Genomic DNA, 25,541 nt, shown 5'->3' on the forward strand with positions numbered 1-25,541 from the left:
GTCATTGGGCGGCCCGCTTAACGGACACGATTAGGAGTCGACCATGGCCGGCGCTCTGCGCAAGACAATGATCTATCTTGGGCTCGCCGACGGCGATGAACACTACGAGTCCGAGCAACAGACCACACGTAAGGATGAGGACGAAACGATGGAAGCTGACCGCGAGGAGCGCCGTGCACCTGCACCCGTCCGCGAGGTCAGCCGCGAAACGTCCTACACCCCTGAAGAGGAATACCGCGCCCCAGTGACCCCCATCAAGCGCGCGGCATCGAGCCGCGAGGAGACCAGCGGTCTCCGCCAGATCACCACCATCCATCCGCGCTCCTATAACGATGCCAAGCTGATCGGCGAAAGCTTCCGCGATGGCATCCCGGTCATCATGAACGTGACGGACATGGGGGAGGCCGACGCCAAGCGCCTGGTCGATTTCTCCGCCGGCCTGGTCTTCGGACTCCGGGGGAGTATCGAACGGGTGACCAACAAGGTGTTCCTGCTCTCGCCGTCGTACGTAGAGGTCATCGGTGACGACAAAAAAGCCAGTGAGACCCAAGCCAGCTTCTTCAACCAAAGCTGACCAAATAACCTGATGGATGCCAGGCAGGGACACACCTGCCTGGCATCTGTGCTGAAATAGACGAGAAGCATCGGCTGGAACCGCGGTAACCACTATGGACATGGAGATATGAATTAAGTCATGGGAATTGTTTTCGGGCTTGTCTATCTCGCGCTTTTGCTGTTCTTTGTGGCACTGATCATCCGTTTGGTTTTCGACTGGGTCCAGATGTTCGCCCGTGAGTGGCGTCCCCGGGGAGCGGCGCTGGTGGCGGCGCACGCCGTCTATTCCATCACCGACCCGCCGCTCAACGGACTTCGCCGGCTGATCCCGCCACTGCGCCTGGGCGGTATCTCGCTGGACCTGGGATTCCTGGTCCTGTTCATCGCCGTCAGTATTGCCATGGGGATCACCAGAGGCCTCGCCTGATTTACCCGCCAGACCCTGCAACGCACGGATGGAACCCGCCGGGAACCACCCTTGCAATGTGAAGAAATCTCGAGTTTGACACCGCAGTGTTGAATTAGAGGAACCAGTCCAACTTTAGGTACCGTAGTTTTGACGGCCGGAAGGCCTACTGACTAACCAGACCAGTGAGGTGACCAGATGGCTTTGACGCCAGAAGACGTTGTCAACAAGCGCTTTCAGCCGACCAAGTTCCGCGAAGGCTACGACCAGGATGAAGTTGATGACTTCCTGGACGAAATCGTTGTTGAACTCCGCCGTTTGAACCAGGAAAACGACGAACTTCGCAAGAAGCTCGCCGAAGCCGGGTCCAGCGTTCCCGCCAACTCTGCCGCCGCGCCAGTAGTGGAGAAGGTCCCCGCGCCCGTCAAGTCCGACAAGGACGAAGCACGCGAGAAGGCAGAAGCCGAAGCCAAGGCCGCCGAAGAGCGCAAGAAGAAGGACGTCCAGCCGGCCGCTCCGGCTGCTGCCGCTCCCGTTGCCGCCGCTCCGGCTGCCTCCACGGCCTCAGCCGAATCCGCCGCTGGCCTGCTCGCCATGGCCCAGCAGATGCACGACCGCCACGTCGCAGACGGACAGGCACAGAAGGACAAGATCATCGCAGAGGCGCAGATCGAAGCCAGCAGCCTCGTCAACGACGCCCAGGAGAAGTCCCGCAAGATCCTTGGCGCCCTTGAGCAGCAGCGTTCCGTGCTGGAGCGCAAGGTGGAGCAGCTCCGCGGTTTCGAACGCGACTACCGTTCACGCCTGAAGGCCTACATCGAGGGCCAGCTCCGCGATCTCGATGCCCGCGGCTCAGTGGCAACGCCGGAAGTCAGCGAAGCCAACTAATCCGGCAAGCACGTATTCTGAAAGCCGGTGGCTGAGGATTCCTCGGCCACCGGCTTTTGGCATTGACACAGGTCTTACAAATGAAAGCACCATGACTGACGAACTCGCCGCCGACCCGGCACGCCCCGTACCGCCTTCGCCCCGCCCCCCGAGGGCCGTGCTGCTGTCCCTCTTTGCAGGTTTGGCAGTTTTTGCCTACGTCCTGGACCAGCTGACGAAAATCTGGGTCACGTCCACGATGGTGGAGGGGGAACGGATTCCGGTAATCCCGCCGCTGTTGCACTGGTACTTCATCAGGAACCCGGGGGCGGCGTTCTCCATCGGGGAAAACGTCACGTGGGTATTCTCCATCATCATGACCGCCGTTGCCGTGGCCATCCTCTTCCAGGTTCGCAAGCTGGGTTCCAAGTGGTGGTCCCTTGCCCTCGGCCTCCTGCTGGGCGGCGCGCTGGGCAACCTGACTGACAGACTTTTTCGGGAGCCATCCTTCGGCATGGGGCACGTCGTGGACTTCATCCAACTGCCCAACTTCGCGATCTTCAACATCGCCGACTCAGCGGTAGTATCCGCCGTCGCGATCATCTGCATCCTGACGCTGCGCGGGATCGCCCTGGACGGAACCCGCGCCAAACATGAGCGCAAGGAAAAGTCCAGCGATGCCTGAGCGCGTCGTCGTCGCCGAAGAATTCGCCGGGTCCCGCGCAGACGCGGGCCTCGCCGGGCTGCTGGGAATTTCCCGTTCCCTTGCGGCCAGCCTGATCGCCGAAGGCAATGTCCTCAGCAGGGGCAAAGCGCTGGGCAAGTCAGCCAAGCTCGTAACCGGAGACGTCCTCCAAGTGAGCCTGCCGGAACGGCGTGACCCCCTGGAAGTCGTGGAGGAAGTTGTGGAAGGCCTGAAGATCCTGCTTGACGACGACGATTTCGTCGTCGTCGACAAACCCGTGGGTGTTGCGGCTCATCCTTCCCCTGGCTGGGTGGGCCCCACAGTGGTGGGGGGCCTTGCCGGGGCGGGGTACCGCATTTCCACTTCCGGCTCGCCCGAGCGCGCCGGCATCGTCCACCGGCTCGACGTCGGGACGTCCGGTGCGATGGTGGTGGCCAAGTCCGAACGCGCCTACACCGCCCTGAAGCGGGCTTTCAAGGAACGCACCGTGGACAAGGTTTACCACGCAGTGGTCCAGGGCCTGCCCGATCCGCTGGTGGGCACCATTGACGCGCCGATCGGCCGGCACCCGGGACATGACTGGAGGTTCGCGGTCATTGAGGACGGGCGGCCGTCCGTAACCCACTACGAAGTGGTGGAAGCATTTGGCAAGGCGAGCCTCGTGGAGGTGCACCTGGAAACCGGACGCACCCACCAGATCCGGGTGCATTTCTCGGCGCTGCGCCATCCTTGCGCCGGCGACCTCACCTACGGCGCCGATCCCCGCCTGGCCGCCACGCTCGGCCTGACGCGGCAGTGGCTGCATGCCCGCGAGCTCGGCTTTGAACACCCCGTGACGGGTGAACCGGTACGTGTGGTCAGTGACTACCCGCAGGACCTCGCGTTTGCCCTCGAAGTGCTGGAGTCCGGGCAAGCCTAGCCAATTGCCAGCCGGGCCAGCGCATAGAATAGTGCGGTGACTTCCAGCAACGACTCGTTTGTCCATCTCCACAACCACACCGAGTATTCAATGCTGGACGGTGCCGCACGGCTCGGAGAGCTGTTCGACGAAACCGAACGGCTGGGCATGCCCGCCATTGCCACCACGGACCACGGCTACCTCTTCGGCGCCTTCGATTTCTGGAAGAAGGCCACGGACAAGGGGATCAAGCCGATTATCGGCGTCGAGGCCTACGTTACTCCGGGAACGGCGCGCGGTGACAAAAGCCGGGTGCGATGGGGTGAGGAGCACCAGCGCAAGGACGATATCTCCGGCGGTGGCTCGTACACCCACATGACGCTGCTCAGCTACAACAACGCGGGCATGCGGAACCTGTTCCGGGCGTCGTCCATCGCCTCCCTGGATGCGGTATTCGGCAAATGGCCGCGGCTGGACCGGGAACTGCTGAACACCTATTCCGAGGGGCTTATCGCCACCACGGGCTGCCCCTCAGGGGAGATCCAGACGCGCCTGCGGCTGGGCCAATACCGCGAGGCGCTTGAGGCAGCCTCCGAGTTCCGCGACATTTTCGGCGCCGAGAACTACTTCTGCGAACTGATGGACCATGGGCTGGACATCGAACGGCGGGTCACCGGGGACCTGCTGCGGCTCGCCAAGGAACTGAACCTTCCCCTCGTCGCCACGAACGATCTCCACTACACCCACGAGCACGACGCCAAGGCCCACGAGGCGTTGCTGGCCATCCAGTCCGGCTCCACCCTCCTGGAACCCACGTACGACAACGGCGGCTCCCGCTTCGCCTTCTCCGGCAGCGGCTACTACCTGAAGTCACCGCAGGAGATGCGTGAGCTGTTCCGGGACCACCCCGATGCGTGCGACAACACCCTCCTGATCGCCGAGCGGTGCGAGGTTTCCTTTAACACCGGCGCCAACTACATGCCGCGGTTCCCCTGCCCGCCCGGCGAGGACGAGACCTCGTGGCTGGTCAAGGAAGTAGCCAAGGGGCTCGAGTACCGTTACCCCGCCGGTGTTCCGGACGAGGTGCGTGCCCAGGCCGATTACGAGCTGGGCGTTATCACGTCCATGGGTTTCCCCGGCTACTTCCTGGTGGTGGCGGACTTCATCAACTGGGCCAAGAACAACGGCATCCGGGTAGGTCCCGGCCGTGGTTCCGGCGCCGGCTCCATGGTGGCCTACGCCATGCGCATTACGGACCTGGACCCGCTGCGCCACGGCCTGATCTTTGAGCGGTTCCTGAACCCGGACCGCGTCTCCATGCCCGACTTCGACGTCGACTTCGATGACCGGCGCCGCCCGGAAGTCATCGACTACGTGACCCGCAAGTACGGCGACGAGCGCGTTGCCATGATCGTCACCTACGGCACGATCAAAACAAAGCAGGCGCTGAAGGACTCCTCGCGCGTGCTGGGGTATCCGTTCAGCATGGGCGAGCAGCTGACCAAGGCGCTGCCCCCGGCGGTGATGGCCAAGGACATTCCGCTGGCGGACATCCAGAACCCTGAGGCCAAGCGCTACGGCGAAGCCGGCGATTTCCGGCAGCTGATCAGCACGGACCCGGAAGCCGCCAAGGTGTTCGAGACCGCGCTGGGCATTGAGGGCCTGAAGCGCCAGTGGGGCGTCCACGCCGCCGGCGTGATCATGTCCTCGGATCCGATCATCGACGTCATCCCCATCATGCGCCGCATCCAGGACGGCCAGGTGATCACGCAGTTCGATTACCCCACCTGTGAGGGCCTTGGCCTGATCAAGATGGACTTCCTGGGGCTGCGGAACCTCACGATCATTTCCGACGCCCTGGAAAACATCAAAATGAACCGCGGCATCGACCTGGACCTGGAGTCCCTGGAACTCGACGACGCCCCGTCCTACGAGCTGCTGGCCCGCGGTGACACGCTGGGAGTGTTCCAGCTCGACGGCGGGCCGATGCGCTCCCTGCTCAAGCTGATGAAGCCTGACAACTTCGAAGACATCTCCGCTGTCCTCGCCCTGTACCGGCCGGGGCCCATGGGGGCGAACGCCCACACCGACTACGCGCTGCGCAAGAACGGCATCCAGGAAGTCATCCCCATCCACCCGGAACTGGAGGAGCCCCTCAAAGAGATCCTCGGCGGAACCTACGGCCTGATCGTGTACCAGGAGCAGGTGATGGCGGTGGCCCAGAAACTGGCCGGCTACTCGCTGGGCCAGGCAGACATCCTCCGCCGCGCGATGGGCAAAAAGAAGAAATCCGAGCTGGACAAGCAGTTCGCGGGCTTCTCCCAGGGCATGCAGGACAATGGCTACTCCATGGAGGCCGTCAAGACCCTGTGGGACATCCTGCTGCCGTTCTCGGATTACGCATTCAACAAGGCACACTCCGCCGCATACGGCGTGATCTCCTACTGGACCGCGTACCTCAAGGCCCACTACGCGCCGGAATACATGGCCGCGCTGCTCACTTCCGTGGGTGACGACAAGGACAAGTCCGCCATCTACCTGAACGAATGCCGGCGCATGGGCATCACCGTGCTGCCGCCGGACGTTAATGAGTCCGCGCTGAACTTCACTCCTGTGGGCAACGACATCCGCTTCGGCATGGGCGCCATCCGCAACGTGGGCGTCAACGTGGTGGAAGCCATGGTGGCCGCCCGCGAAAGCGAGGGCGCGTTTACGTCCTTCAAGGACTACCTGATGAAGGTGCCGGCAGTGGTCTGCAACAAGCGCACCATCGAATCGCTCATCAAGTCCGGCGCGTTCGACTCACTGGGCCATCACCGCCGTGCCCTGGCGATGATCCATGAGGAGGCCATCGATTCCGTTATCACGCTCAAGCGCAACGAGGCGATTGGCCAGTTCGACCTTTTCGCCGGTTTTGAGGAGGCCGAGTCGGAGTCGTCGCTGAGCATCGATATCCCTGACCTTCCGGAGTGGGAGAAGAAGGACAAACTCTCCTTCGAACGGGACATGCTGGGGCTGTATGTCTCGGACCACCCGCTGCAGGGCCTTGAAGGGGTGCTGAGCCAGCACGCCGAAATGACCATCACGTCCGTCCTCGGCGAGGATGGGCCGCAGGACGGCGCCATCATCACCATCGCCGGCATGATTACGTCGCTGAGCCGGCGCATCGCGAAGGCCAGCGGCAACGCCTACGCCAGGGCCGAGGTGGAGGACCTGGGCGGTTCGATGGAAGTGATGTTCTTCGGCCAGGTGTATGGCCCCATTGCCTCGGTGCTCGCCGAAGACCTGATCGTGGTGGTCAAGGGGCGCCTGCAGAAGCGTGACGACGGCGCGATCACCCTCAACTGCATGGAACTGTCCGTTCCGGACCTGAGCGAAGGGCTGAACGGACCACTGGTGATCACCATGCCCACGCACAAGGCCACCGAGGCCGTGGTCACGGAGCTGGGCGATGTGCTCCGGACGCATCGCGGGAACTCGGAAGTCCGCCTGCACCTGCAGGGCGACACCAGGACCGAAATCATGGGACTGCCGGTACACCTCCGCGTGAACCCGAGCCCGTCGCTCTTTGGCGACCTGAAGGTACTGCTGGGCCCCGCCTGCCTGGACGCCTAAGGGCTCCGGCGAGAAGGGCTCCGGGGAGGGGCACCAGACAGCAGCCGACGGCGGGAGCGCATCCCGCCGTCGGCTGCTGTCTGGTGGGTGAAGGCTGTCAGATTTCGTAGTCGAGCGGCACGGGCTGGCTGTAGCCACCTCCGTGGTAGAGCAGCGGCGAGCCGTCCCCGCCCACCTGGCCGTCAACCACCTGGACCACCACAACCGCGTTGTTCTCGAACGAGAGGCGCATCTGCACCTCGCCGATCAACCAGCCGGCCACGTCCTTGAGCACCGGAACCCCGTGCGGCCCGACATCCCAGTGGTCGCCTTCAAAGCGGTTGCCGGCCCCGGCAAACCGGTCCGCGAGTTGCTGGTTTTCCAGGCCGAGCATGTGGACCCCGAGGTAGCTGGTGTTGGCCACGGCCGGCCATGACCTGGAACTGCGCGCCATGTTGAAGGTGAAACGCGGGGGCTGCGCTGACAGCGACGCTACGGACGTGGCGGTAAATCCGAACGGCTTGTCCTGGTAGTTGACCGTGATGATGGCAACGCCCGCGGCATGGCGCCGGAACATTTCCCTGAACGTCCGCTCAAACGGTACGTCATTTACGGTCACGGGTACTCCTGTGGTGGATGGCTGCGTTCTCCTTCAAGGGTATGGTCCCGCTGGCCGGGCAGGGAATCTCTTGAAGCCCCACGTCCGGCCGTTAAGCCGCTGGAACATTTGTTAAGGTTTGTTGCATGACGAAAACAACCCGCCGGGTACGTCCGCGGTTGCCCTGGGCCCTGCTCGCGGTCCCGGCAGCGGCGGGCGTGCCCGCTGGAATCCTCTGGTGGATCCTGGCGCCCGGCGGCCTCAACCTGATCACCAGGGACCCCGCCCTTGGGGCCGGCACCAACCCCCTGGTGTGGCTGCCAAGGGACCTCACGCTGGCCGGGCTGCTGGTCTTCGCGGGGTGCCTCCTGGCGGTGTTCCTGGCGGACAAAAAGCGCCGGGATCCGCAGGCCGACCTGTTGATGGGGCTGGCCGGCGCCTTATGCGGCGCAGTCCTCGCCTGGCAGGCCGGGCTGCTGTCCGCGCAGCTGTGGGGCCCTGACGTGGACGCCTCGGCCAACGCCAGCATTGCCTTTTCGTTGCGCGCACTGCCCGTGCTGCTGCTGTGGCCCGCTGCCACTGCCGTGTCCGTCTTCGTGCTGGAGTTGATGCGCCTCCTCGGAAGGAAGGACAACGGCAGGAAGGACGACGGCGGCGCGGACAGTTCGCGGCCCGTTGGAGTTGGGCCCGTAAAATAGTGCGGTGACCATTTCTTCGGAGTTTCCCGCCACCCCCGCCGCTTCCGCCGTGAGCTTCCGGACCGTTGACCTCCGGGGCCGGAACCTGACCCTCGCTGGACTTCGCGCTGCGGTGCCGCGCGCCCAGGGCCAGACGGTGGCCGACGCGGAGGAAAAGGTCCTCGACATCATCGCGGCCGTCCGGCAACGGGGTTTCGCTGCCTTGGGCGAATTGGCCCTGCGCTTCGACGGGGTGGCGCAAGACCACCCGCTCGTCCCGCAGGATGCCCTCTCGGCGGCGCTTCAGCAGTTGGATCCGGCCGTCCGCCGGGCGCTGGAGGAATCGATCAGCAGGGCACGCCGGTTTGCCGACGGCCAGCGTCCGCGCAACGTGGAGGTCCAACTCGGGGACGGCGCGGTGGTCAGCCAGAACTGGGTGCCGGTGGCGCGGGTGGGACTCTACGTCCCCGGCGGCCTGGCTGTCTACCCGTCTTCCGTGATCATGAACGTGGTTCCGGCCCTCGCAGCCGGGGTGCAGTCCATTGCCCTGGCATCCCCTCCGCAGAAGGAGTTTGGCGGGCTGCCGCATCCCACCATCCTTGCGGCCGCTGCACTGCTCGGCATCACTGAGGTGTACGCCATCGGCGGTGCCCAGGCCATTGCCGCATTCGCCTACGGGGTTCCTGCGACGGAGGCCGGTCCGGCCCTTGAACCGGTGGACGTGGTGACCGGGCCGGGCAACATTTTCGTCGCCACGGCCAAGCGCCTGGTCAAGGGTGCGGTAGGGATCGATTCCGAGGCGGGCACCACCGAAATTGCCATCCTGGCGGACTCCACGGCCCAGCCTGCCCTGGTTGCCGCCGACCTGATCAGCCAGGCCGAGCACGACCCCAAGGCAGCCTCGGTGCTGATTACGGATTCCGAGGACCTCGCGGCTGCCGTACGTACGGAACTGGACAAACAGGCCGCGGCCACCAAGCACTCCGGCCGGGTCCGCGAAGCACTGTCCGGCCCGCAGTCCGGAGTGGTCCTGGTGGACGACCTGGAACAGGGCATCGCTGCCTGCGACGCATACGCCGCAGAACACCTGGAAATCATGACCCGGGACGCAACCGGTGTGGCCGCGAGGATCCGCAATGCCGGCGCCATCTTTGTTGGGGACTACAGCCCCGTCAGCCTGGGCGACTACTGTGCCGGCTCCAACCACGTACTGCCCACCAGCGGCACGGCTGCCTTCTCGTCCGGCTTGAACGTCACCACCTTCCTGCGTGCCATCCAGGTAGTGAACTACAGCCGTGAGGCCCTGGCGGAAGTAAGCGGGCACATCGTCAGCCTCGCCGGCGCAGAAGACCTGCCCGCCCACGGCGAGGCCGTGACGGCCCGGTTCCCAGGGGGCCAGGACCTGCCGGGCTCCGATATCTAGTAGGACCAACCACAACATGTAGTAGTTACAGGCTTGTGATTAGGGTGTGCCGGGACGTAAACTGAGAGGCAATACCGGGCGGCCTGTGCGTTGCCGCAGCGGTCATCAGTAAGCAAGCCACCAGCGACGAACATCCAGCGAAAGAAGGGACGCCATGTATTGTCCGTTCTGCCGCAACCCCGACTCCCGGGTGGTTGACAGCCGCATGGCGGACGACGGCTCGGCCATCCGCCGGCGCCGCCAGTGCCCTGAATGCGGGCGCAGGTTCACCACGGTGGAGACCACCAGTTTGTCCGTCATCAAGCGTTCCGGCGTGGGGGAGCCCTTCAGCCGCAGCAAGGTCATCAACGGTGTCCGCAAGGCCTGCCAGGGACGCCCTGTCAGCGAGGACGACCTCGCGCTGCTCGCCCAGGAAGTCGAGGAGCAGATCCGCTCATCCGGCGCCGCCGAGATCGACGCCCACGAGGTGGGACTCGTTATCCTCGGTCCGCTGCAGAAGCTGGACAAGGTGGCCTACCTCCGCTTCGCGAGCGTCTACCAGGCTTTTGAATCCCTGGAGGATTTCGAATCGGCCATCGCCCTGCTCCGCCAGGAAGCCGAAGAGGACGCAAAGGGTACTCCTGCCAAGGGTGCCAGAAGCTCCGAAAAGAGCGCACTGTAAGCTCCGGTGGTGGCAGTGGAGGGGAAGCCGCAGCCACCACCGGCACCACACCTGCCGCCTGCAGAGGCACACCTGCCGCCTGCAAAGGGCCCGGCCGGCTACCTTCCCCCTGAAACGGGCAGCACGGCGCCGGTGATATAGCCCGCCTCCGCCGACATCAGCCACAGTACGGCGGCCGCCACCTCTTCGGGTTCGGCGCCCCTGCCGAGCGGAATGGTCGGGTTGAGCCGCTCAACGCGGTCCGGCATCCCGGCCGCGGCGTGCAAGCCGGTGTTGGTGCTCCCGGGGGCAACTGCGTTGACCCGGATGCCCTGCTTTGCCACTTCAGCCGCCAGGCCCGTGGTGAGCACATCCACCGCCCCCTTGGACGCCGCGTAGTGCGCCCAGGTTCCGGGGGAACCTGCCTTGGTGGCGGTGGAGGAGATATTGATGATGGAACCGCCGGCGCCGCCCGCCCGGCTGTTCAGACGCCGCACCGCTTCCTGGCAGACGTAGATCAGCCCGGTGACGTTGACATCCATGACCCGCCGGATGTTCTCAGCGGGCATGTCCACGAGGTTCCCGATCAGGTTGCCGGTGATGCCCGCGTTGTTTACTACTGCAGTCAGCGGCCCAAGCCGCGCGGCGGCGTCGAACAGGGAGCGGACTGCGGCGGGATCGCTGACGTCGGCCTTGGCACGTACTGCCGTGCCGCCGTCGTCCGTGATGTCCTTTACCACCGCCGCGGCACCGTCAGCATCGGCGGAGTAGTTCACCACCACGGCGTAACCGGTGCGGGCAGCCAAGCGGGCGGTGGCGGCACCGATGCCCCGGCTGGCACCGGTGACCACCATGACGCCGCGGGTGGCAGGGCCGGAAATGACGCCCACCGCTATTTGGCGAGCTTGTGCTTCAAGGCGATTTCGATAGCGGCGCCGACGATACCGGCCTCGTTCCGCAGGACCGCAGGCACGATCGGCGTGCGGAGCTTGAGGTTGGGCAGGTACTCGTCCGCCCGCTTGGAAATGCCCCCGCCCACAATGAACAGCTCGGGGGAGAACAGGAACTCCACATGGGAGAAGTAGCGCTGCAGCAGGACGCTGTATTCGTCCCAGGTGAGGCCGTCCCTTTCACGGGCCACGGCGGAGGCCTTGGTTTCCGCGTCGTGGCCGTCGATCTCCAGGTGGCCCAGCTCGGCGTTCGGAACGAGTTTGCCGTCGAAGATAAAGGCCGAGCCGATTCCCGTGCCGAGGGTGATCACCAGAACCGTGCCGGCGACCCCTGCCCCGGCGCCATAGCGGGCCTCCGCGAGGCCGGCGGCGTCGGCGTCGTTGATGACCTCGACCGGACGGCCCAGGCGCGCCGTCAGGAGGCCGTCGATGTCGGTGTTGAGCCAGCTCTTGTCCACGTTCGCGGCAGAGTGGACCACGCCGTGCTGGATGATGCCGGGGAAGGTGACGCCAACGGGGGAGCCGGCAGCAGGCGCCTCAGGCCGTGCCGAGAGCTCGGAAACCACCAGTGCCACTGCCTCGGCAACCGACTCCGGGGTGGCCGGTTGAGGGGTGGGAACGCGGAAGCGGTCACCCAGCAGTTTGCCCTTCTTCAGGTCGACGATGCCGCCCTTGATTCCCGTGCCTCCGATGTCGATGCCGATCAGCGGGGCGTTCTTGTGCGACTTCTCGTCCTTCTTGGCCAATGGGTTTTCCGTTCGTGGCAGGGGCGGGCAGGGAAGGGGCGGCGGGAAGCCGGCCCGGTAGTTGCGTGGTCAACGGCGCTGGCTGACCGGTAAAACTGTTGGGAAGCTCGGGACTGCTGCAGGTCAGGGCAGGGTCAGGATCTCCGCCCCGGACTCGGTGACCAGCAGGGTGTGCTCAAACTGGGCCGTGCGCTTGCGGTCCCGCGTTACAACGGTCCAGTCGTCGGCCCACATGTCCCACTCCACGGTGCCCAGCGTCAGCATCGGTTCAATGGTGAACACCATGCCGGGCTCAATCACCGTGCTGTAGGCGGGGGCGGCGTCGTAGTGCGGGATGATGAGCCCGGTGTGGAAGGCCTCGCCGACACCGTGGCCGGTGAAGTCCCGGACCACCCCGTAGCCAAAGCGCTTGGCGTAGGACTCGATGGCGCGGCCGATCACGTTGATCTCGCGTCCCGGGGCAACGGCCTTGATGGCACGGTTCAGGGATTCCTGGGTCCGTTCCACGAGCAGGCGGGACTCCTCGTCAACATCCCCCACCAGGAAGGTGTAATTGGTGTCGCCGTGGACGCCGTCGATATAGGCCGTGATGTCGATGTTGAGGATGTCGCCGTCGTTGACAACGGTGGTGTCCGGGATCCCGTGGCAGATGACCTCGTTCAGGGACGAGCACAAGGACTTGGGGAATCCCCGGTATCCGAGGGTGGAAGGGTAGGCGTGGTGGTCAAGGAGGAACTCGTGGCCCACCTTGTCCAGCTGGTCGGTGGTGACACCAGGCTCGATGTGCCTGCCCACTTCAACGATGGCTTGCGCGGCGATTTTTGCGGCCACGCGGATCTTCTCGACGGTTTCCGCGGACTTTACCTCGGAGCCGGTGAACTTCGCGGGTGCCGGCCTGCCCACATACTCGGGGCGGGGAATGGACGCCGGTACGGGACGCTGCGGGCTGACGGTTCCCGGGGTAAGGGTGCCGATGGGTGCAGTCGAGGCAAGGGAAGGCATAGATTGATCATATAAGGCACCACAGAAGGCCTAACAACCGGGAGCCGCGTCTGTCCCGCGTAAGGGTTTAAGTTACGCGCGTCACGCAGGTTCCTGCCTGCCGGAACGGGGAACAACGATGACTGAGTACTGGTACAACATCAAAACCCACGAGGTGGAGGAGGACCGGCTCTCGGATTGGAGCCAGCTGATCGGCCCCTACAAGACCAGGGCAGAAGCGGAGCACGCCCTGGAGAAGGTCCGCGCCCGCAATGAAGCCTGGGAGAAGGACGACGACGACTGACGGGCATGCAGGGCAGGCCGGCCTGGCGCCGGCCTGCTTCCGGAGAACCTGAGACTAGAAAGTGTGCTCAGGCCCGGGGAACTGGCCGGACCTGACATCCTCACCGTAGGCCGCGGCCGCATCCAGGAGAGTGGTCCGAAGGTCCGCGTACTGCTTGACGAACTTGGCCATCCTGCCGCCCCGGAGCCCGGCCATGTCCTGCCAGACCAGCACCTGGCCGGTGGTCTCCTTGCCGGCGCCGATGCCCACGGTGGGAACGGAAACGGCTTTATCCACTGCCGCCGCCGTCTCCGCGGGGACCATTTCCATCAGCACGCTGAAGGCGCCGGCATCAGCCAACGCCACGGCGTCGTCAATCAGGCGTTGAGCGTCGTCGCCGCGGCCCTGGACACGGTAACCGCCCAGCGCGTGCTCACTCTGCGGCGTAAAGCCGATGTGGGCCATCACCGGAATCCCGGCCTGCACCATGGCACGGACCGTCGGCGCATAGTATTTCCCGCCTTCGATTTTGACCGCATGCGCCAGGCCTTCCTTCAGGAACCGCACGCCTGCGGCGACGGCCTGCTCGGGGGAAACCTCGTAGCTGCCGAACGGCAGGTCGGCCACGACGAGGGCGCGCCTGGCGGACCTTGCTACTGCGCGGCACAGGGGCAGCAGTTCATCCACGGTTACCGGCAGGCTGGTCTCATTGCCGAAGACATTGTTGGACGCCGAGTCGCCCACGAGGAGCACCTCGATGCCGGCAGCATCGAAGATTTCTGCCGTGTACTGCTCGTAGGCAGTCAGCATCGCAAACCGGGTTCCGTCCTTCTTGGCCTGCTGAAGGTGGTGGACGCGCACCTTGGCAGGCTTCCGCTCCGATGGTGGCGGCGCGCCCTGGCCGGGCCCGCTGCCGTAGGGGGCGGGGACGTCGGCGGACGTGCTTGAGTCAGGGCGGTTGCTTGAGGCCATGGCACGAGCGTAATGCGGCACCAGCGGTCCTAGCTACAGGCGTTGGTTCCCAGCATGGGTGATTCGCGTCATAACTGAGGCGTTAGCGGCGCCCGGGCAGGGGCTGCTGTTGCTGTGATTTCCCCGGCCGCCGTGTTAACGCTGTGTTACGCGGCCTGCAGGCTCCAGCGCGGGCGTCAATTGCTTAGTACAGTGTTTGTGAACTGCTGCCGGCATTCTGCGGACCGGGGCATGGACGTTGACCGGAGAAGAGGCCATCATGGACCGCCAGCAAGAGTTTGTCCTGCGCACAATCGAAGAGCGCGACGTACGTTTCGTACGCCTGTGGTTCACCGACGTCGTGGGTTCACTCAAGTCCGTGGCGCTGGCGCCGGCCGAAGTTGAGGGCGCATTCGAAGAAGGCCTCGGGTTCGACGGTTCAGCCATTGAAGGGCTCGCGCGTGTCTTTGAGTCCGACATGCTCGCGCAGCCGGACCCGTCCACCTTCCAGATCCTCCCGTGGCGCGGCGAAACCGAGCAGACGTCCCGCATGTTCTGCGACATCCTGACGCCTGACGGTGAGCCTTCCACCGCAGATCCGCGCAACGTCCTCAAGCGCACCCTCGCCAAGGCCGCGGACATGGGGTTCACCTGCTACACCCACCCTGAGATCGAGTTCTACCTCCTCAAATCCCAGGAGCCAGGCCCGGACGGCGCGCCGGTGCCGGTTGACGAGGGCGGCTACTTTGACCACGTCCCGGGCGGAGTGGCCCAGGATTTCCGCCGCACGGCCGTAACGATGCTGGAATCCGTGGGCATTTCGGTGGAGTTCAGCCACCACGAAGCCGGGCCGGGGCAGAACGAGATCGATTTGCGCTACGCGGATGCACTCCAGACGGCGGACAACATTATGACGTTCCGGACAATCATCAAGGAAGTGGCGCTCCAGCAGGGGACCTACGCCACCTTTATGCCCAAGCCCTTCACCGCGCACCCCGGCTCCGGCATGCACACCCACTTCTCCCTGTTCGAGGGCGACACCAACGCCTTCTATGAGGCCGGCGCCGAATTCCAGCTGTCCAAGACAGCGCGCCAATTCATTGCCGGCATCCTCAAGCACGCTCCCGAGTTCACCGCGGTGACAAACCAGTTCGTGAACTCCTACAAGCGGCTGTGGGGCGGCGGGGAGGCCCCAAGCTACCTCAGCTGGGGACATAACAACCGCTCGGCCCTGGTCCGCGTTCCGCTGTACAAGCCGGGCAAGGGCCAGTCCGCGCGGATCGAGTACCGCGGCATCGATTCCGCAGCCAACCCCTACCTTGCCTACGCCGTCCTGCTGGGCGCCGGGCTGAAGGGCATCGAGGAAGGCTACGACCTGCCGGCTGCCGCCGAGGACGACGTCTGGTCGCTGAGTTCGGCGGAGCGCCGCGCGATGGGGCACGATCCCCTTCCGGCCAGCCTGCATGAGGCTATCCGCTCGATGGAAGACTCTGAATTGATGCCCCAGATCCTGGGCGAGCAGGTTTACGAACACTTCCTGCGGAACAAGCGCGCCGAGTGGCAGGACTACCGGCTCCAGGTGACGCCGTACGAGCTGCAGCGCAACCTGGGAATCCTCTAGGCATCGGTTGTGAGCCTCGCACGGCGCCTGATTTCGGCCGGCTTCAGCGACCTGGAGAAGGGCGAGCGGTTCCTGGCTGCCCGTGAACTTGTTGGACTGGACGAAGACCGGCTCTTTGCGGGGCTGCAGATGGCAGCCAGCCCGGACACAGCCCTTCAATCCCTGGTGCGGCTGATCGAAAAGCATCCTGCCCTTCGCGAACTGGCGGGCGCCGATCCGGAAACGAGTGAACCCCTCTACCGGGTGCTGGGGGCTTCAGAGGCGCTGGGGGAGTTCCTTATCCGCCACCCCGAGCACCTCGACGCCCTTAATGTGCGTCCCAGCCCCGAGCCCCTGCAGGCGGATGCTTCGGCTCTGCGCGCTGCCCTCCTCCACTCGGTGGGCGCCGATCCGCGGGCCGCCCGGCCCATCGCCGGGGTCACCGGTACGGAGGCGTACGCCGCCCTGCGGACGGCGTACCGCCGGGGGGTGGTGGATCTTGCGGTCAAGGACCTGTGCGCGGCGGATCCACTGGACTTCCTGCCCCTGGCGGGCGGGGAGCTCGCAGACCTCGCCGGCGCAGCAATCGAGGCGGCCCTCGCTGTTTCGCGCGCCGAGGCAGCGGGCCAGTTCAGCGCCTCGGACGTGGCCGACGTCGGCCTTGCAGTCATCGGGATGGGCAAGTGCGGAGCGCGCGAGCTTAACTACATTTCCGACGTCGACGTCATTTATGTGGTGGACGCGGGCGGCCTGGAGGACGCGCAGGCCAGCACCATCGGCGCTGCCCTTGCCAGCGGAATTTCCCGCGCCATTTCATCAGTCGCCAGGGAACCCGGGCTGTGGGAAGTGGATGCCAACCTCCGGCCGGAAGGGAAGTCCGGGCCGCTGGTGCGTACACTCGCCTCCCACCAGACGTACTACGCACGCTGGGCCGAAAGCTGGGAGTTCCAGGCACTGCTGAAGGCCCGCACCATCGCCGGCGATGTCGCCCTGGGCCGGCAGTACGAGGACGCCATTGCGCCGCTGATCTGGAGTTCAGCGAGCCGCGACGGATTCGTTGAGTCCGTGCAGGCCATGCGCCGCCGGGTCACGGAACACATTCCGCAAGCCGAGGAACAGCGGCAGATCAAGCTGGGCCGCGGCGGACTTCGTGACGTTGAATTCACGGTGCAGCTGCTCCAGCTGGTCCACGGCAAGTCCGACGAAAGCCTGCGCCGGCGCGACACGACCTCCGCCATCGCGGCCTTGTCAGCAGGCGGTTACATCGGACGCACCGATGCCGCGGCCTTCGACAACGCCTACCGCTACCTGCGCCTGCTGGAGCACCGCATCCAGCTCTTCCAGCTGCGCAGGACTCACCTGATGCCGGTGGGCGAGCCGGCCCTCCGGGCGCTGGCCAAGGCAGTTCTGGGGCCGTTTTCCAATGAGCGTCCGCATCCCGACGCCCTGCTGGCGGCCTGGCAGAAAACAAAGCGCTCGGTGCGTGAGCTGCATGAGCGTATTTTCTACCGGCCCCTGCTCAACACCGCAGCCAAACTCAGCAGCGAAGACGCCAGGCTCACGCCCGAAGCCGCCCAGGGCCGGCTTGCTGCCCTCGGCTACCGGGACCCGAAGGGCGCCATGCGCCACATCGAAGCCCTCACCGCCGGGGTGAGCCGCAGGGCTGCGCTGCAACGGCAGCTGCTGCCCATCCTGCTCGATTGGCTGGCTGAAGGCGTGGATCCCGATGCCGGCCTCCTCGCCTTCCGCCGGGTCAGCGAAGCCCTGGGCACCACCCACTGGTACCTGGGAATGCTCAGGGACTCCAACGCTGCCGCCGAGCGCCTGTGCCACATGCTGTCGAATTCGCGGCTGATCGCTGACCTGCTGGAAGTCTCGCCTGAATCGGTGGCGTGGCTCGGCCATGACAAGGACCTGGTGCCGGTCACCTTTGAAGCACAGTGGCAGGAGATTACCTCCAAAATGTCCCGCCATGCTGATCCGGAAAGTGCCATGCGGCTGATCCGCCTGATCAGGCGGCGGGAGACGCTGAGGATCGCCATCGCCGACTCCGCCGGACTGCTGGACCAGGACCGCGTGGGAGCGGCCCTGGCGGACACCGACAGGGCTGCGGTGCTGGGCGCGCTGCGCGTGGCGGAAGGAATCGTCTCCGCCAAGGGGCCACTGAAAACGGCTGTCCTGGTGGTTGCCATGGGCCGGCAGGGCGGCCGCGAAATCGGCTACGGGTCCGACGCCGATGTGATGTACGTCCACAGGGCACTGCCGGGCTTTTCGGAGGTGGAGGCACAGGAGCAGGCATCGCGGATAGTGGCGAAGGTTTCCAGCCTCCTGACCCAGCCGCTGAAGCCGGCCATTATGGCCGAACGGGTGCTGCAGGTGGACGCCGACCTGCGGCCGGAAGGCAAGAGCGGCGCCATGGTCCGTTCCCTGGACTCCTTCGCCGAGTACTATCGGCGCTGGTCGCTCATCTGGGAGGCGCAGGCGCTGCTGCGTGCACGGCCGATGGCGGGAGATGACGCCCTGGCCGCGGACTTCCTCGACCTCATCAATCCCCTCAGGTATCCGGAATCCATATCGGAGCAGGATGTCCGCGAAATCCGGCGGGTTAAGGCACGGGTTGAATCAGAACGCCTGCCCCGCGGGGCTGATCCCGCCAGGCACCTCAAGCTGGGCCGGGGCGGGCTCAGCGACGTCGAGTGGCTGGTCCAGCTTTTGCAGCTTCAGCATGCCGGCAACCACGAGGAGCTGCGGACCACGTCCACCATTGGTGCGCTCGAAGCCGCAACGCGCGCCGGGCTGCTGGACGGGGACGACGCGGACCTGCTGGCGGCTGCCTGGCGCCTTGCCAGCCGGATCAGGTCTGCAAACGTCATCTGGAGCGGCAAGGCCTCGGACCTGCTGCCATCCTCACGGCGTGACCTGGAAGCCGTGGCGCGGTGGTGCGGTTACGAACCCGGCCAGGCCGCGGTTTTGGAAGAGGACTACCTGCGCGTCAGCCGCCGGGCCAGGGCAGTCTTTGAGCGGGTTTTCTACGGCCACTAACGCGGTTGCTGCGCCTTGTCCGTTGGGAAGTGGCTGACACTTGTCCGGGGCCGGTGTTAGTTTGAGGCCATGGCTACCCAAATCTTTTTCAACCTGCCCGTTAAAGACCTGAACCGCTCCGTGGAGTTCTTCGCTGCCCTCGGCTTCTCCTTCAACCCGGACTATACGGATGAGAATGCCACGTGCATGATCATCAACGAGAATGCTTACGTCATGCTCCTGGTGGACACCTTCTTCAAGACTTTCACGTCCAAGGGGGTTGCCAACAGCAAGGACTCCGCGGAAGCGATCATCGCCTACTCCGTGGACAGCCGGGAGGCGGTGGATGAGGCCGTCAAGACCGCCCTGGCCTCCGGCGGGTCCCCGTCCGAAGACCCCCAGGACTACGGATTTATGTACAACCACAGCTTCCAGGACCCGGACGGCCACCTCTGGGAAGTGATGTGGATGGATCCTGCCGGTCCGCCGGCTGATTCCGTGGCGGCTGATTCCATGTCCACTGGCGGGTCCGCCGGCCCGCGGTCCTGAGCGGCGTGGACCCCATCGTCTGGCTGATTTCGCTTCAGGACCTCGACGACGACGCACGTGCCATCCAGTTGGGCGCAGTGGCGGAGCTTGAGCTCGGGCCGGGCCAGGAGCAGTTCGTCGGTGATCCGCTGCGGATGGTCCTGGCGGGGCTCGCTGAGGACTCCCGGCGGCCCTATGTGATGGAATGCCGCGGCCGGGCCGTCGGCGTGCTCACGCTGCAGGCCGGAGCAGCCCGGCTGGCGGGCTGGCCGGACGACGATTCGGCCTGGCTGCTGCGGGGATTCCTGATCGACCGGCGTGAACAGGGCAAAGGCCTTGGCCCACTGGGTGCGGCCGCCGCGGTGGCAGCCGCCGAAAAACTTAGCGCCAGGCATGGGACCGGTGAGGCGGGCGTCGTCCTTTCCGTGAACGAATCGAATCCGGCAGGATTATCCGCTTACCGCCGCGCCGGCTTTGAGGACCGCGGCCAATATTCGGGGGGCCCAGCCGGATCCCAGCGGATCATGTTCCGCGGTTTTGACCGGTCCGCCGCACCGTAACCGGGCAGGGCCGGCGTTGCGCTCGGTCCGGTATTGGCCGAGTATGAGGATTGACGGTGTTCTTCAAACCTTGTTGGGGGGAAGGCTTGCAAAGTCTTCGTCTCGGGGAGCATCGTCAGGGGATCCGGTTCCCGGTCTCAGCACGTCTGGAGCCGGATCCCCACCTTTCAGGAGCGGTCCTTCGGAGCGGTACCTCCGGACAACATGGTGCCGGCCCTTCCGCAGCCAGTGGAGGGCCCCTATGCTGGGTTCTACATCGATAGCTCTGGGGGCTACAAACGTAGTTTGGGAAGCCATGAAGCAGCTCAGGATGGCCCTGCCGGCCTTTGTATTATTGCTCACGGCCTGTTCAGCGCCGGCGCCGGTGCAGGGCAGCCCGACGGCGGAAGCGGCGGTCCCGGTCGCCGACCTGCTATCGGTCACGGCACCCGGGGCGGTGCCCGCCGCGTCATACGGGTTAACGACGGCCTCAGGGGCCCGCATTACTTTCACGTTGCCCACACCTGTGGTGGACCCTGCTGTGGCGGCAATCGACGCCTACAGGGCAAAGGTTGGAGCAGCGCCCGTTTCATACCTTGTTGCGGATGTGGACAACCGCGCAGGCACCGCACCAGTGAATCTGTACACGGTGAACGCCTTCAGTGAAGAAGGCCGTCAGTCCACGTTCACCAGCGTTGCCGATGCGCTCCACAGCTGGGCACCCACCTTCAGCTACGACTTCGGGTGGTCCATGAATGGCAAGAGCCTGGATGAGGAACAGGGCGCCGCACTGAAGTGTGAGGCCAATAACCTGTACAACGCGGACATCGCTGACGTGGACACAGCGGAGCGCACCACCGTCATTCTCGCTTCCCCGGACGCTGAACTGCCAACCGAATTCACCCGCGTCGCCGTACAGCCGTCCGTTACGGGCGGTGAGGAGGAAGCGCACCCGCTTCGGTGAGGCGGACAAACGGACCGGCCGGCAGCCTGGCGGATCCGGACAGCAGAAAGGCCGGCTTCAAGGGGGAAACCCTGAAGCCGGCCTTTTCCTGTCTTAAGGTCCTGCAGCATGTTGGCGGACTATGCCCGCATTAGCCGCAGACCGTAACTAGACGCCGTAGTAGAGCTCGAACTCGTAGGGGTTCGGGCGCAGTGACAGCGGACGGATTTCGTTCTCGTACTTGTACTCGATCCAGGTGTCGATCAGGTCCTGGGTGAACACGCCGCCGGCCTGCAGGAACTCGTTGTCCTCCGCCAGGGCCTCCAGGGCTTCCTCAAGCGTGCCCGGAGCCTTGGGGATGTCCTTGGCTTCTTCTGCGGGGAGCTCGTAGAGGTCCTTGTCGATCGGTGCCGGCGGTTCGATGCGGTTGCGGATGCCGTCGATGCCGGCCATCAGCTGGGCAGCGAATGCCAGGTACGGGTTGGAGGAGGGGTCCGGCGCGCGGAACTCGATGCGCTTGGCCTTGGGGTTGGTGCCCGTGATGGGGATACGGATACCGGCGGAGCGGTTGCCCTGCGAGTAGACCATGTTGACCGGAGCTTCGAAGCCCTTGACCAGGCGGCGGTAGGAGTTCACCGTCGGGTTGGTGAACGCCAGGACGGCGGAGGCGTGCTTGAGCAGGCCGCCGATGTACCAGCGGGCGGTGTCGGACAGGCCGGCGTAGCCCTTCTCGTCGTAGAACAGCGGCTCGCCGCCGTTCCACAGCGACTGGTGGCAGTGCATGCCGGAGCCGTTGTCGCCGAAGACCGGCTTGGGCATAAACGTCACGGACTTGCCCCAGGCGTCTGCGGTGTTCTTGATGACGTACTTGAACTTCTGCAGGTCATCGGCAGCGTGGGTCAGGGTGGTGAACTTGTAGTTGATCTCAGCCTGGCCGGCGGAGCCCACTTCGTGGTGGCTGCGCTCGACCTCGAGGCCGGCTTCGTCCAGGGCGACGCACATGGCGTCGCGCAGGTCAGCCTGCTTGTCGGTGGGGGAGACCGGGAAGTAGCCGCCCTTGACGGGGGTCTTGTAACCGAGGTTTCCGCCCTCTTCCTCGCGGCCGGTGTTCCAGTGGGCTTCCTCGGAATCGATCTTGTAGAAGCTGCCCTGCGGGGAGGACTGGTACTGGACGTTGTCGAACACGAAGAACTCGGCTTCGGGAGCGAAGAAGGCGGTGTCAGCGATGCCGGTGGAGGCCAGGTAGGCTTCGGCCTTCTCAGCCACGCCGCGGGGGTCGCGGTGGTAGGGATCGCCGGTGCGGGGGTTGACGATGGAGAAGTTCAGAGCAAGGGTCTTCTCCATGCGGAACGTGTCCAGGAACGCGGTGGTGACGTCCGGGATCAGCTGCATGTCGGATTCGGCAATGCCCTGGAAACCGCGGATGGAGGATCCGTCGAAGAGCTGGCCGTTGATGAAAAAGTCGGCGTCAACGCTCTTGGCCGGGACGTTGAAGTGCTGCTGGACACCCGGAAGGTCGGTGAAACGGATATCGACGAATTTAATGTCTTCGTCTTTGATGAACTTGAGGACCTCGTCCGCAGTCTTGAACATCTATGCTCCTAACGCATATGTAACTATCTGGCGTGAAAGCCATCTGATCCAGCGCAATCCAAAGCAGGGAAACGCCGCAGTGTTTCCCTGCTGAAAGTACCCGCTGCACATGTCTGCCGGTGGATTTGCTTGAAACTGCTAACAGCCTATGGACGCGGCATTTCCCGTCCGTGTCCGCATTGTTTCGGGCAGGTTACAGAATGCCCTGATATGGAAAGGCTATCCGCCGTCCACACTGTGGTCTAACCGCTTCCACAGTGTGGGCGAAGGAACCGAAGTAAACTTGGACGGTGGTAGATCGCAAAGACATTGGCTCCTGGCTCACCGGCCCTGACACCTCGGGCATCTCCAAGTATCCGGGTGAGCGGCTTGGGCTTCCGGAATCCGGATCCGGCTCCATTGCCCGGGCCGGGCGCAGGATCATCGCGATCATGATCGACTGGGGCATTGCGCTGCTCATCAGCAATTTCGCCTTCGGGGGCGATGCCTGGGCCACCCTGGCGATTTTCGCCGTCGAACAAATCCTCCTGGTGGGCACGCTTGGCTACAGCATCGGGCACCGCGCCGCCGGCATCCACGTGGTGAAAGCCGGCGGCGGAGCGCCGGGACCGCTGGCCGCGGTGGTGAGGTCGGTGCTGCTTTGCCTGGTGGTTCCCGCCGTCATCTTCGATCCTGACCACCGCGGTCTCCACGACAAAGCGATGGATACGCTGCTCCTGCGCCGGTAGGAGCCCCGGGATTCAGACCCGGCTGGCTTCCTTCGCTGCCGGAGCCCCGGCTGCGGCAGCCGCAAGGTACCCCCGCTTGCCGGCCCAACGCTCAAACCAGAGGGTGGCAAACGGGAAGACGGCGGAAAGGCCTGCGAAGAGGGCCACCACGAACGGCCAGCGCTGCAGCCGCCAGAGTGCCAGCGCCGCGATCCCGTAGCCCACAAACAAGGCGCCGTGGACGGGCCCGGCCACCTGCACGCCAATTTCCGTGGTGCCGGCGATCCACTTGAAGTACATGCCCACCAGAAGCGCCGCCCAGCTGAACGCTTCGGCGATCGCGAGAATCCGGAAGGCGCGGAGCACGGCATTCCTCACGGAAGACTCCACCTGGTCCTGTTGGGCCTCGTTTTGTTTCGCCTTGTCCTGTTCCACTGTGTCCTGTTCCACTGTGTCCTGTCCTGTCGTCGGTATTGCGCCGTAGGCCGGCATGAAAAAGCCCCGGTCCCGGCTCATGGCCGGAAACCGGGGCGTGCGCTCTAGCGTCCGCGGTTGGGGCGGGCTTTGTAGGGGTCGATGCCCTTGGGGATGGGGAGACGGTTGCCCAGCGAAGCGATGCGCTTGGACACGGCATTCACCTCAAGCTTGGTCAGTTCCTTCTTCAGCTTGCCCATCTTCTTCGCTACCTGGCTGATGGGAACCTGGCCCTCGCCGCGGCCGCTCTCAATGACATGCACAGTGACGTTGGGAAGGATCCGCGCCAGGCGCTTGCGTTCCGCGTCCAGCAGCGGCTTCACACGGTGCGTGGGGCCTTCGCTGACCAGCACGACGCCGGGGCGGCCGATGGCGCGGAACACGGCGTCCTGCGTGCGCGGGTTAACGGCGACTGGCTGTTCCTCGGTGATCCAGCCGCGCCGAAGCGTTCCCAGAGCGGCGCCGGAGGCGCCGGGCTGGTTTTCAATCTGGGCGAAAGCCGCACGTTCCGCGCGCCGCGAGAGGATCAGCGTGGCTCCCAGCAGGCCCAGCGGAATACCGATGATCAGGCCCGTGATCCAGTTTTCAAGCCAGAATCCCACCAGGAAGCTGACAGCCACAACACCGAGGAAAACCAGCAGCATAAGCCACGGAACCATGGGGTCGTGGCGGCGGGTCATGTTGAAGACCTCGCCGATCTGCTTGAGCCGGCTGGGCCTCTTGACCTTTGCTTCTTTCGGCTTGCGGGAGAAGAGGCCACGCTTGACTGCGCTGGAGCCAGACGGAGTGGAGTTGCTGGAATCAGGGGATTTCGCCATAGTGACTTAATTCTACGTGACCAAAGCCCAAGGGCCGGCACCGAAGACTTCCGGTGCCGGCCCTTGGGGGATGAAGAGTTTCCGGGGTCAGGAGTGGGCTGCGAGGAGGGAGCTGGCTTCCTGGCGGGTGGTGCCGGAGGACTCGATGTGGGCCAGTTCTGCGGGGATGTCCCAGCCCTTCTTGCGCATTGCGGTGGCCCAGAGCCGGCCGGCGCGGTAGGAGGAACGGACCAGCGGGCCGGACATCACGCCGAGGAACCCGATCTCGGTGGCTTCGTCCTGCAGGTCCACGAACTCCTGCGGCTTGACCCACCGGTCCACCGGCAGGTGCCGCTCGGACGGGCGCAGGTACTGGGTGATGGTGATCAGGTCACAGCCGGCCTCGTGCAGGTCCCGCAGCGCTTCGGAGATCTCCTCACGGGTCTCGCCCATGCCCAGGATCAGGTTGGACTTGGTCACCATGCCCAGGTTCCGGCCCTGCGTGATCACATCCAGGGACCGCTCATACCGGAACGCCGGCCGGATCCGCTTGAAAATCCGGGGCACGGTCTCCACGTTGTGCGCGAACACCTCGGGCTTGGAGTCGCAGATCGCGGCGATGTGTTCGGGCTTGCCGGAGAAGTCCGGGATCAGCAGCTCCACGCCGGTGCCCGGGTTCAGTTCGTGGATCTTGCGGACCGTCTCGGCGTACAGCCACACGCCCTCGTCCTCGAGGTCATCGCGGGCCACGCCGGTGACGGTGGCGTAGCGCAGCTGCATCGCCTGCACCGACCTGGCCACCTTGGTGGGTTCGAACCGGTCCACCGGGGAGGGCTTGCCGGTATCGATCTGGCAGAAATCACACCTCCGGGTGCACTCGGACCCGCCGATCAGGAACGTGGCCTCCTTGTCCTCCCAGCACTCAAAGATGTTGGGGCAGCCGGCCTCCTCACACACGGTGTGCAGGCCTTCCTTCTTCACCAGGTTCTTGAGCTGGACGAACTCCGGGCCCATCTGGACCTTGGCCTTGATCCAGTCCGGCTTCCGCTCCACCGGGACAGCAGAGTTGCGCTGTTCAACGCGCA

The 25,541-nt window shown here is 64.9% G+C and carries 25 protein-coding genes; 16 read left to right on the forward strand and 9 right to left on the reverse strand.

Translation table 11 applies throughout. From position 1 onward, the window contains the following. Window positions 1-43 precede the first annotated feature (43 nt). From M8J71_RS08200 to dnaE, 6 genes are all read left to right on the forward strand, one after another. Complete coding sequence (locus tag M8J71_RS08200; RefSeq protein ID WP_256247445.1) at window positions 44-574, forward strand: cell division protein SepF; 531 nt, start codon at window positions 44-46, stop codon at window positions 572-574. A gap of 120 nt (window positions 575-694) precedes the next feature. Beyond that, complete coding sequence (locus M8J71_RS08205; protein ID WP_163163054.1) at window positions 695-982, forward strand: YggT family protein; 288 nt, start codon at window positions 695-697, stop codon at window positions 980-982. A gap of 177 nt (window positions 983-1,159) precedes the next feature. After that, the gene (locus M8J71_RS08210; RefSeq protein ID WP_256247446.1) at window positions 1,160-1,849 is read left to right on the forward strand and encodes a DivIVA domain-containing protein; all 690 of its coding nucleotides are present in this window, start codon (window positions 1,160-1,162) and stop codon (window positions 1,847-1,849) included. A 91-nt stretch (window positions 1,850-1,940) separates the two neighbouring features. Next, window positions 1,941-2,513: a signal peptidase II gene (gene lspA, locus M8J71_RS08215; protein WP_256247447.1), complete on the forward strand. Its 573-nt coding sequence runs from the start codon at window positions 1,941-1,943 to the stop codon at window positions 2,511-2,513. Next, window positions 2,506-3,432 (forward strand): RluA family pseudouridine synthase, encoded by a 927-nt coding sequence (locus M8J71_RS08220; RefSeq protein ID WP_256247448.1) that lies wholly within the window; start codon window positions 2,506-2,508, stop codon window positions 3,430-3,432. Before lspA ends, M8J71_RS08220 begins: the two co-directional genes overlap by 8 nt. Before the next feature lie 36 nt (window positions 3,433-3,468). Beyond that, window positions 3,469-7,026 (forward strand): DNA polymerase III subunit alpha, encoded by a 3,558-nt coding sequence (gene dnaE, locus M8J71_RS08225; protein WP_256247449.1) that lies wholly within the window; start codon window positions 3,469-3,471, stop codon window positions 7,024-7,026. A 97-nt stretch (window positions 7,027-7,123) separates the two neighbouring features. On the opposite strand, the gene M8J71_RS08230 is transcribed toward dnaE, so the two are convergent. Then, complete coding sequence (locus M8J71_RS08230) at window positions 7,124-7,624, reverse strand: flavin reductase family protein (RefSeq protein ID WP_256247450.1); 501 nt, start codon at window positions 7,622-7,624, stop codon at window positions 7,124-7,126. 125 nt (window positions 7,625-7,749) lie between these two features. Between M8J71_RS08230 and M8J71_RS08235 the strand changes: the two genes are divergently transcribed. The 3 genes from M8J71_RS08235 (at window position 7,750) to nrdR (ending at window position 10,364) form a co-directional block, all read left to right on the forward strand. After that, window positions 7,750-8,301, forward strand: coding sequence for a hypothetical protein (locus tag M8J71_RS08235; RefSeq protein WP_256247451.1), 552 nt, complete (start codon window positions 7,750-7,752; stop codon window positions 8,299-8,301). Between the two features lie 4 nt (window positions 8,302-8,305). Then, window positions 8,306-9,703 carry a histidinol dehydrogenase gene (gene hisD / locus M8J71_RS08240; protein ID WP_256247452.1) on the forward strand — a complete coding sequence of 466 codons (1,398 nt, stop codon included), beginning with the start codon at window positions 8,306-8,308 and terminating at the stop codon, window positions 9,701-9,703. Between the two features lie 154 nt (window positions 9,704-9,857). Then, window positions 9,858-10,364 carry a transcriptional regulator NrdR gene (nrdR, locus tag M8J71_RS08245; RefSeq protein ID WP_256247453.1) on the forward strand — a complete coding sequence of 169 codons (507 nt, stop codon included), beginning with the start codon at window positions 9,858-9,860 and terminating at the stop codon, window positions 10,362-10,364. Window positions 10,365-10,462: 98 nt separating this feature from the next. Here nrdR and M8J71_RS08250 read toward each other — a convergent pair whose 3' ends face one another. The 3 genes from M8J71_RS08250 to map all read right to left on the reverse strand — a co-directional run bounded on the left by M8J71_RS08250 (window position 10,463) and on the right by map (window position 13,041). Then, window positions 10,463-11,233, reverse strand: a complete 771-nt coding sequence (locus tag M8J71_RS08250; RefSeq protein WP_308292951.1) for an SDR family oxidoreductase — start codon at window positions 11,231-11,233, stop codon at window positions 10,463-10,465. Window positions 11,234-11,235: 2 nt separating this feature from the next. Beyond that, the gene (ppgK, locus tag M8J71_RS08255) at window positions 11,236-12,039 is read right to left on the reverse strand and encodes a polyphosphate--glucose phosphotransferase (RefSeq protein ID WP_163163072.1); all 804 of its coding nucleotides are present in this window, start codon (window positions 12,037-12,039) and stop codon (window positions 11,236-11,238) included. 123 nt (window positions 12,040-12,162) lie between these two features. Next, complete coding sequence (gene map, locus M8J71_RS08260; protein ID WP_163163073.1) at window positions 12,163-13,041, reverse strand: type I methionyl aminopeptidase; 879 nt, start codon at window positions 13,039-13,041, stop codon at window positions 12,163-12,165. 118 nt (window positions 13,042-13,159) lie between these two features. Between map and M8J71_RS08265 the strand changes: the two genes are divergently transcribed. After that, window positions 13,160-13,324 carry an SPOR domain-containing protein gene (locus M8J71_RS08265; protein WP_256247454.1) on the forward strand — a complete coding sequence of 55 codons (165 nt, stop codon included), beginning with the start codon at window positions 13,160-13,162 and terminating at the stop codon, window positions 13,322-13,324. A 54-nt stretch (window positions 13,325-13,378) separates the two neighbouring features. Here the strand turns inward: M8J71_RS08265 and panB are convergent, their stop codons facing one another. Further along, window positions 13,379-14,275 carry a 3-methyl-2-oxobutanoate hydroxymethyltransferase gene (gene panB, locus M8J71_RS08270; RefSeq protein ID WP_256247455.1) on the reverse strand — a complete coding sequence of 299 codons (897 nt, stop codon included), beginning with the start codon at window positions 14,273-14,275 and terminating at the stop codon, window positions 13,379-13,381. Between the two features lie 259 nt (window positions 14,276-14,534). Between panB and glnA (M8J71_RS08275) the strand changes: the two genes are divergently transcribed. From glnA (M8J71_RS08275) to M8J71_RS08295, 5 genes are all read left to right on the forward strand, one after another. Next, window positions 14,535-15,875 (forward strand): type I glutamate--ammonia ligase, encoded by a 1,341-nt coding sequence (gene glnA / locus M8J71_RS08275; protein WP_163163079.1) that lies wholly within the window; start codon window positions 14,535-14,537, stop codon window positions 15,873-15,875. Between the two features lie 9 nt (window positions 15,876-15,884). Next, window positions 15,885-18,896, forward strand: coding sequence for a bifunctional [glutamine synthetase] adenylyltransferase/[glutamine synthetase]-adenylyl-L-tyrosine phosphorylase (locus M8J71_RS08280; RefSeq protein ID WP_256247456.1), 3,012 nt, complete (start codon window positions 15,885-15,887; stop codon window positions 18,894-18,896). Window positions 18,897-18,965: 69 nt separating this feature from the next. Beyond that, window positions 18,966-19,424: a VOC family protein gene (locus tag M8J71_RS08285; protein ID WP_256247457.1), complete on the forward strand. Its 459-nt coding sequence runs from the start codon at window positions 18,966-18,968 to the stop codon at window positions 19,422-19,424. Between the two features lie 5 nt (window positions 19,425-19,429). Further along, window positions 19,430-19,963 (forward strand): GNAT family N-acetyltransferase, encoded by a 534-nt coding sequence (locus tag M8J71_RS08290; RefSeq protein ID WP_256247458.1) that lies wholly within the window; start codon window positions 19,430-19,432, stop codon window positions 19,961-19,963. Between the two features lie 295 nt (window positions 19,964-20,258). Beyond that, window positions 20,259-20,906 carry a hypothetical protein gene (locus tag M8J71_RS08295; RefSeq protein ID WP_256247459.1) on the forward strand — a complete coding sequence of 216 codons (648 nt, stop codon included), beginning with the start codon at window positions 20,259-20,261 and terminating at the stop codon, window positions 20,904-20,906. A gap of 147 nt (window positions 20,907-21,053) precedes the next feature. Here the strand turns inward: M8J71_RS08295 and glnA (M8J71_RS08300) are convergent, their stop codons facing one another. Next, entirely contained in the window at window positions 21,054-22,478 is a 1,425-nt protein-coding gene (glnA, locus tag M8J71_RS08300) for a type I glutamate--ammonia ligase (RefSeq protein ID WP_050055503.1), read from the reverse strand. A 290-nt stretch (window positions 22,479-22,768) separates the two neighbouring features. Between glnA (M8J71_RS08300) and M8J71_RS08305 the strand changes: the two genes are divergently transcribed. Then, complete coding sequence (locus M8J71_RS08305) at window positions 22,769-23,206, forward strand: RDD family protein (protein ID WP_256247460.1); 438 nt, start codon at window positions 22,769-22,771, stop codon at window positions 23,204-23,206. A gap of 12 nt (window positions 23,207-23,218) precedes the next feature. Here M8J71_RS08305 and M8J71_RS08310 read toward each other — a convergent pair whose 3' ends face one another. From M8J71_RS08310 to lipA, 3 genes are all read right to left on the reverse strand, one after another. Further along, window positions 23,219-23,563 (reverse strand): DUF3817 domain-containing protein, encoded by a 345-nt coding sequence (locus tag M8J71_RS08310; RefSeq protein ID WP_256247862.1) that lies wholly within the window; start codon window positions 23,561-23,563, stop codon window positions 23,219-23,221. Window positions 23,564-23,724: 161 nt separating this feature from the next. Continuing rightward, a complete protein-coding gene (locus tag M8J71_RS08315) occupies window positions 23,725-24,477 on the reverse strand; it encodes a DUF4191 domain-containing protein (RefSeq protein WP_256247461.1) in 753 nt (250 codons plus the stop codon). 87 nt (window positions 24,478-24,564) lie between these two features. Further along, window positions 24,565-25,541: lipoyl synthase (gene lipA / locus M8J71_RS08320; RefSeq protein WP_256247462.1), on the reverse strand; the 977-nt coding region annotated here is incomplete at its 5' end.

Source organism: Pseudarthrobacter sp. R1 (genome assembly GCF_024494415.1).
GTDB lineage: Bacteria > Actinomycetota > Actinomycetes > Actinomycetales > Micrococcaceae > Arthrobacter.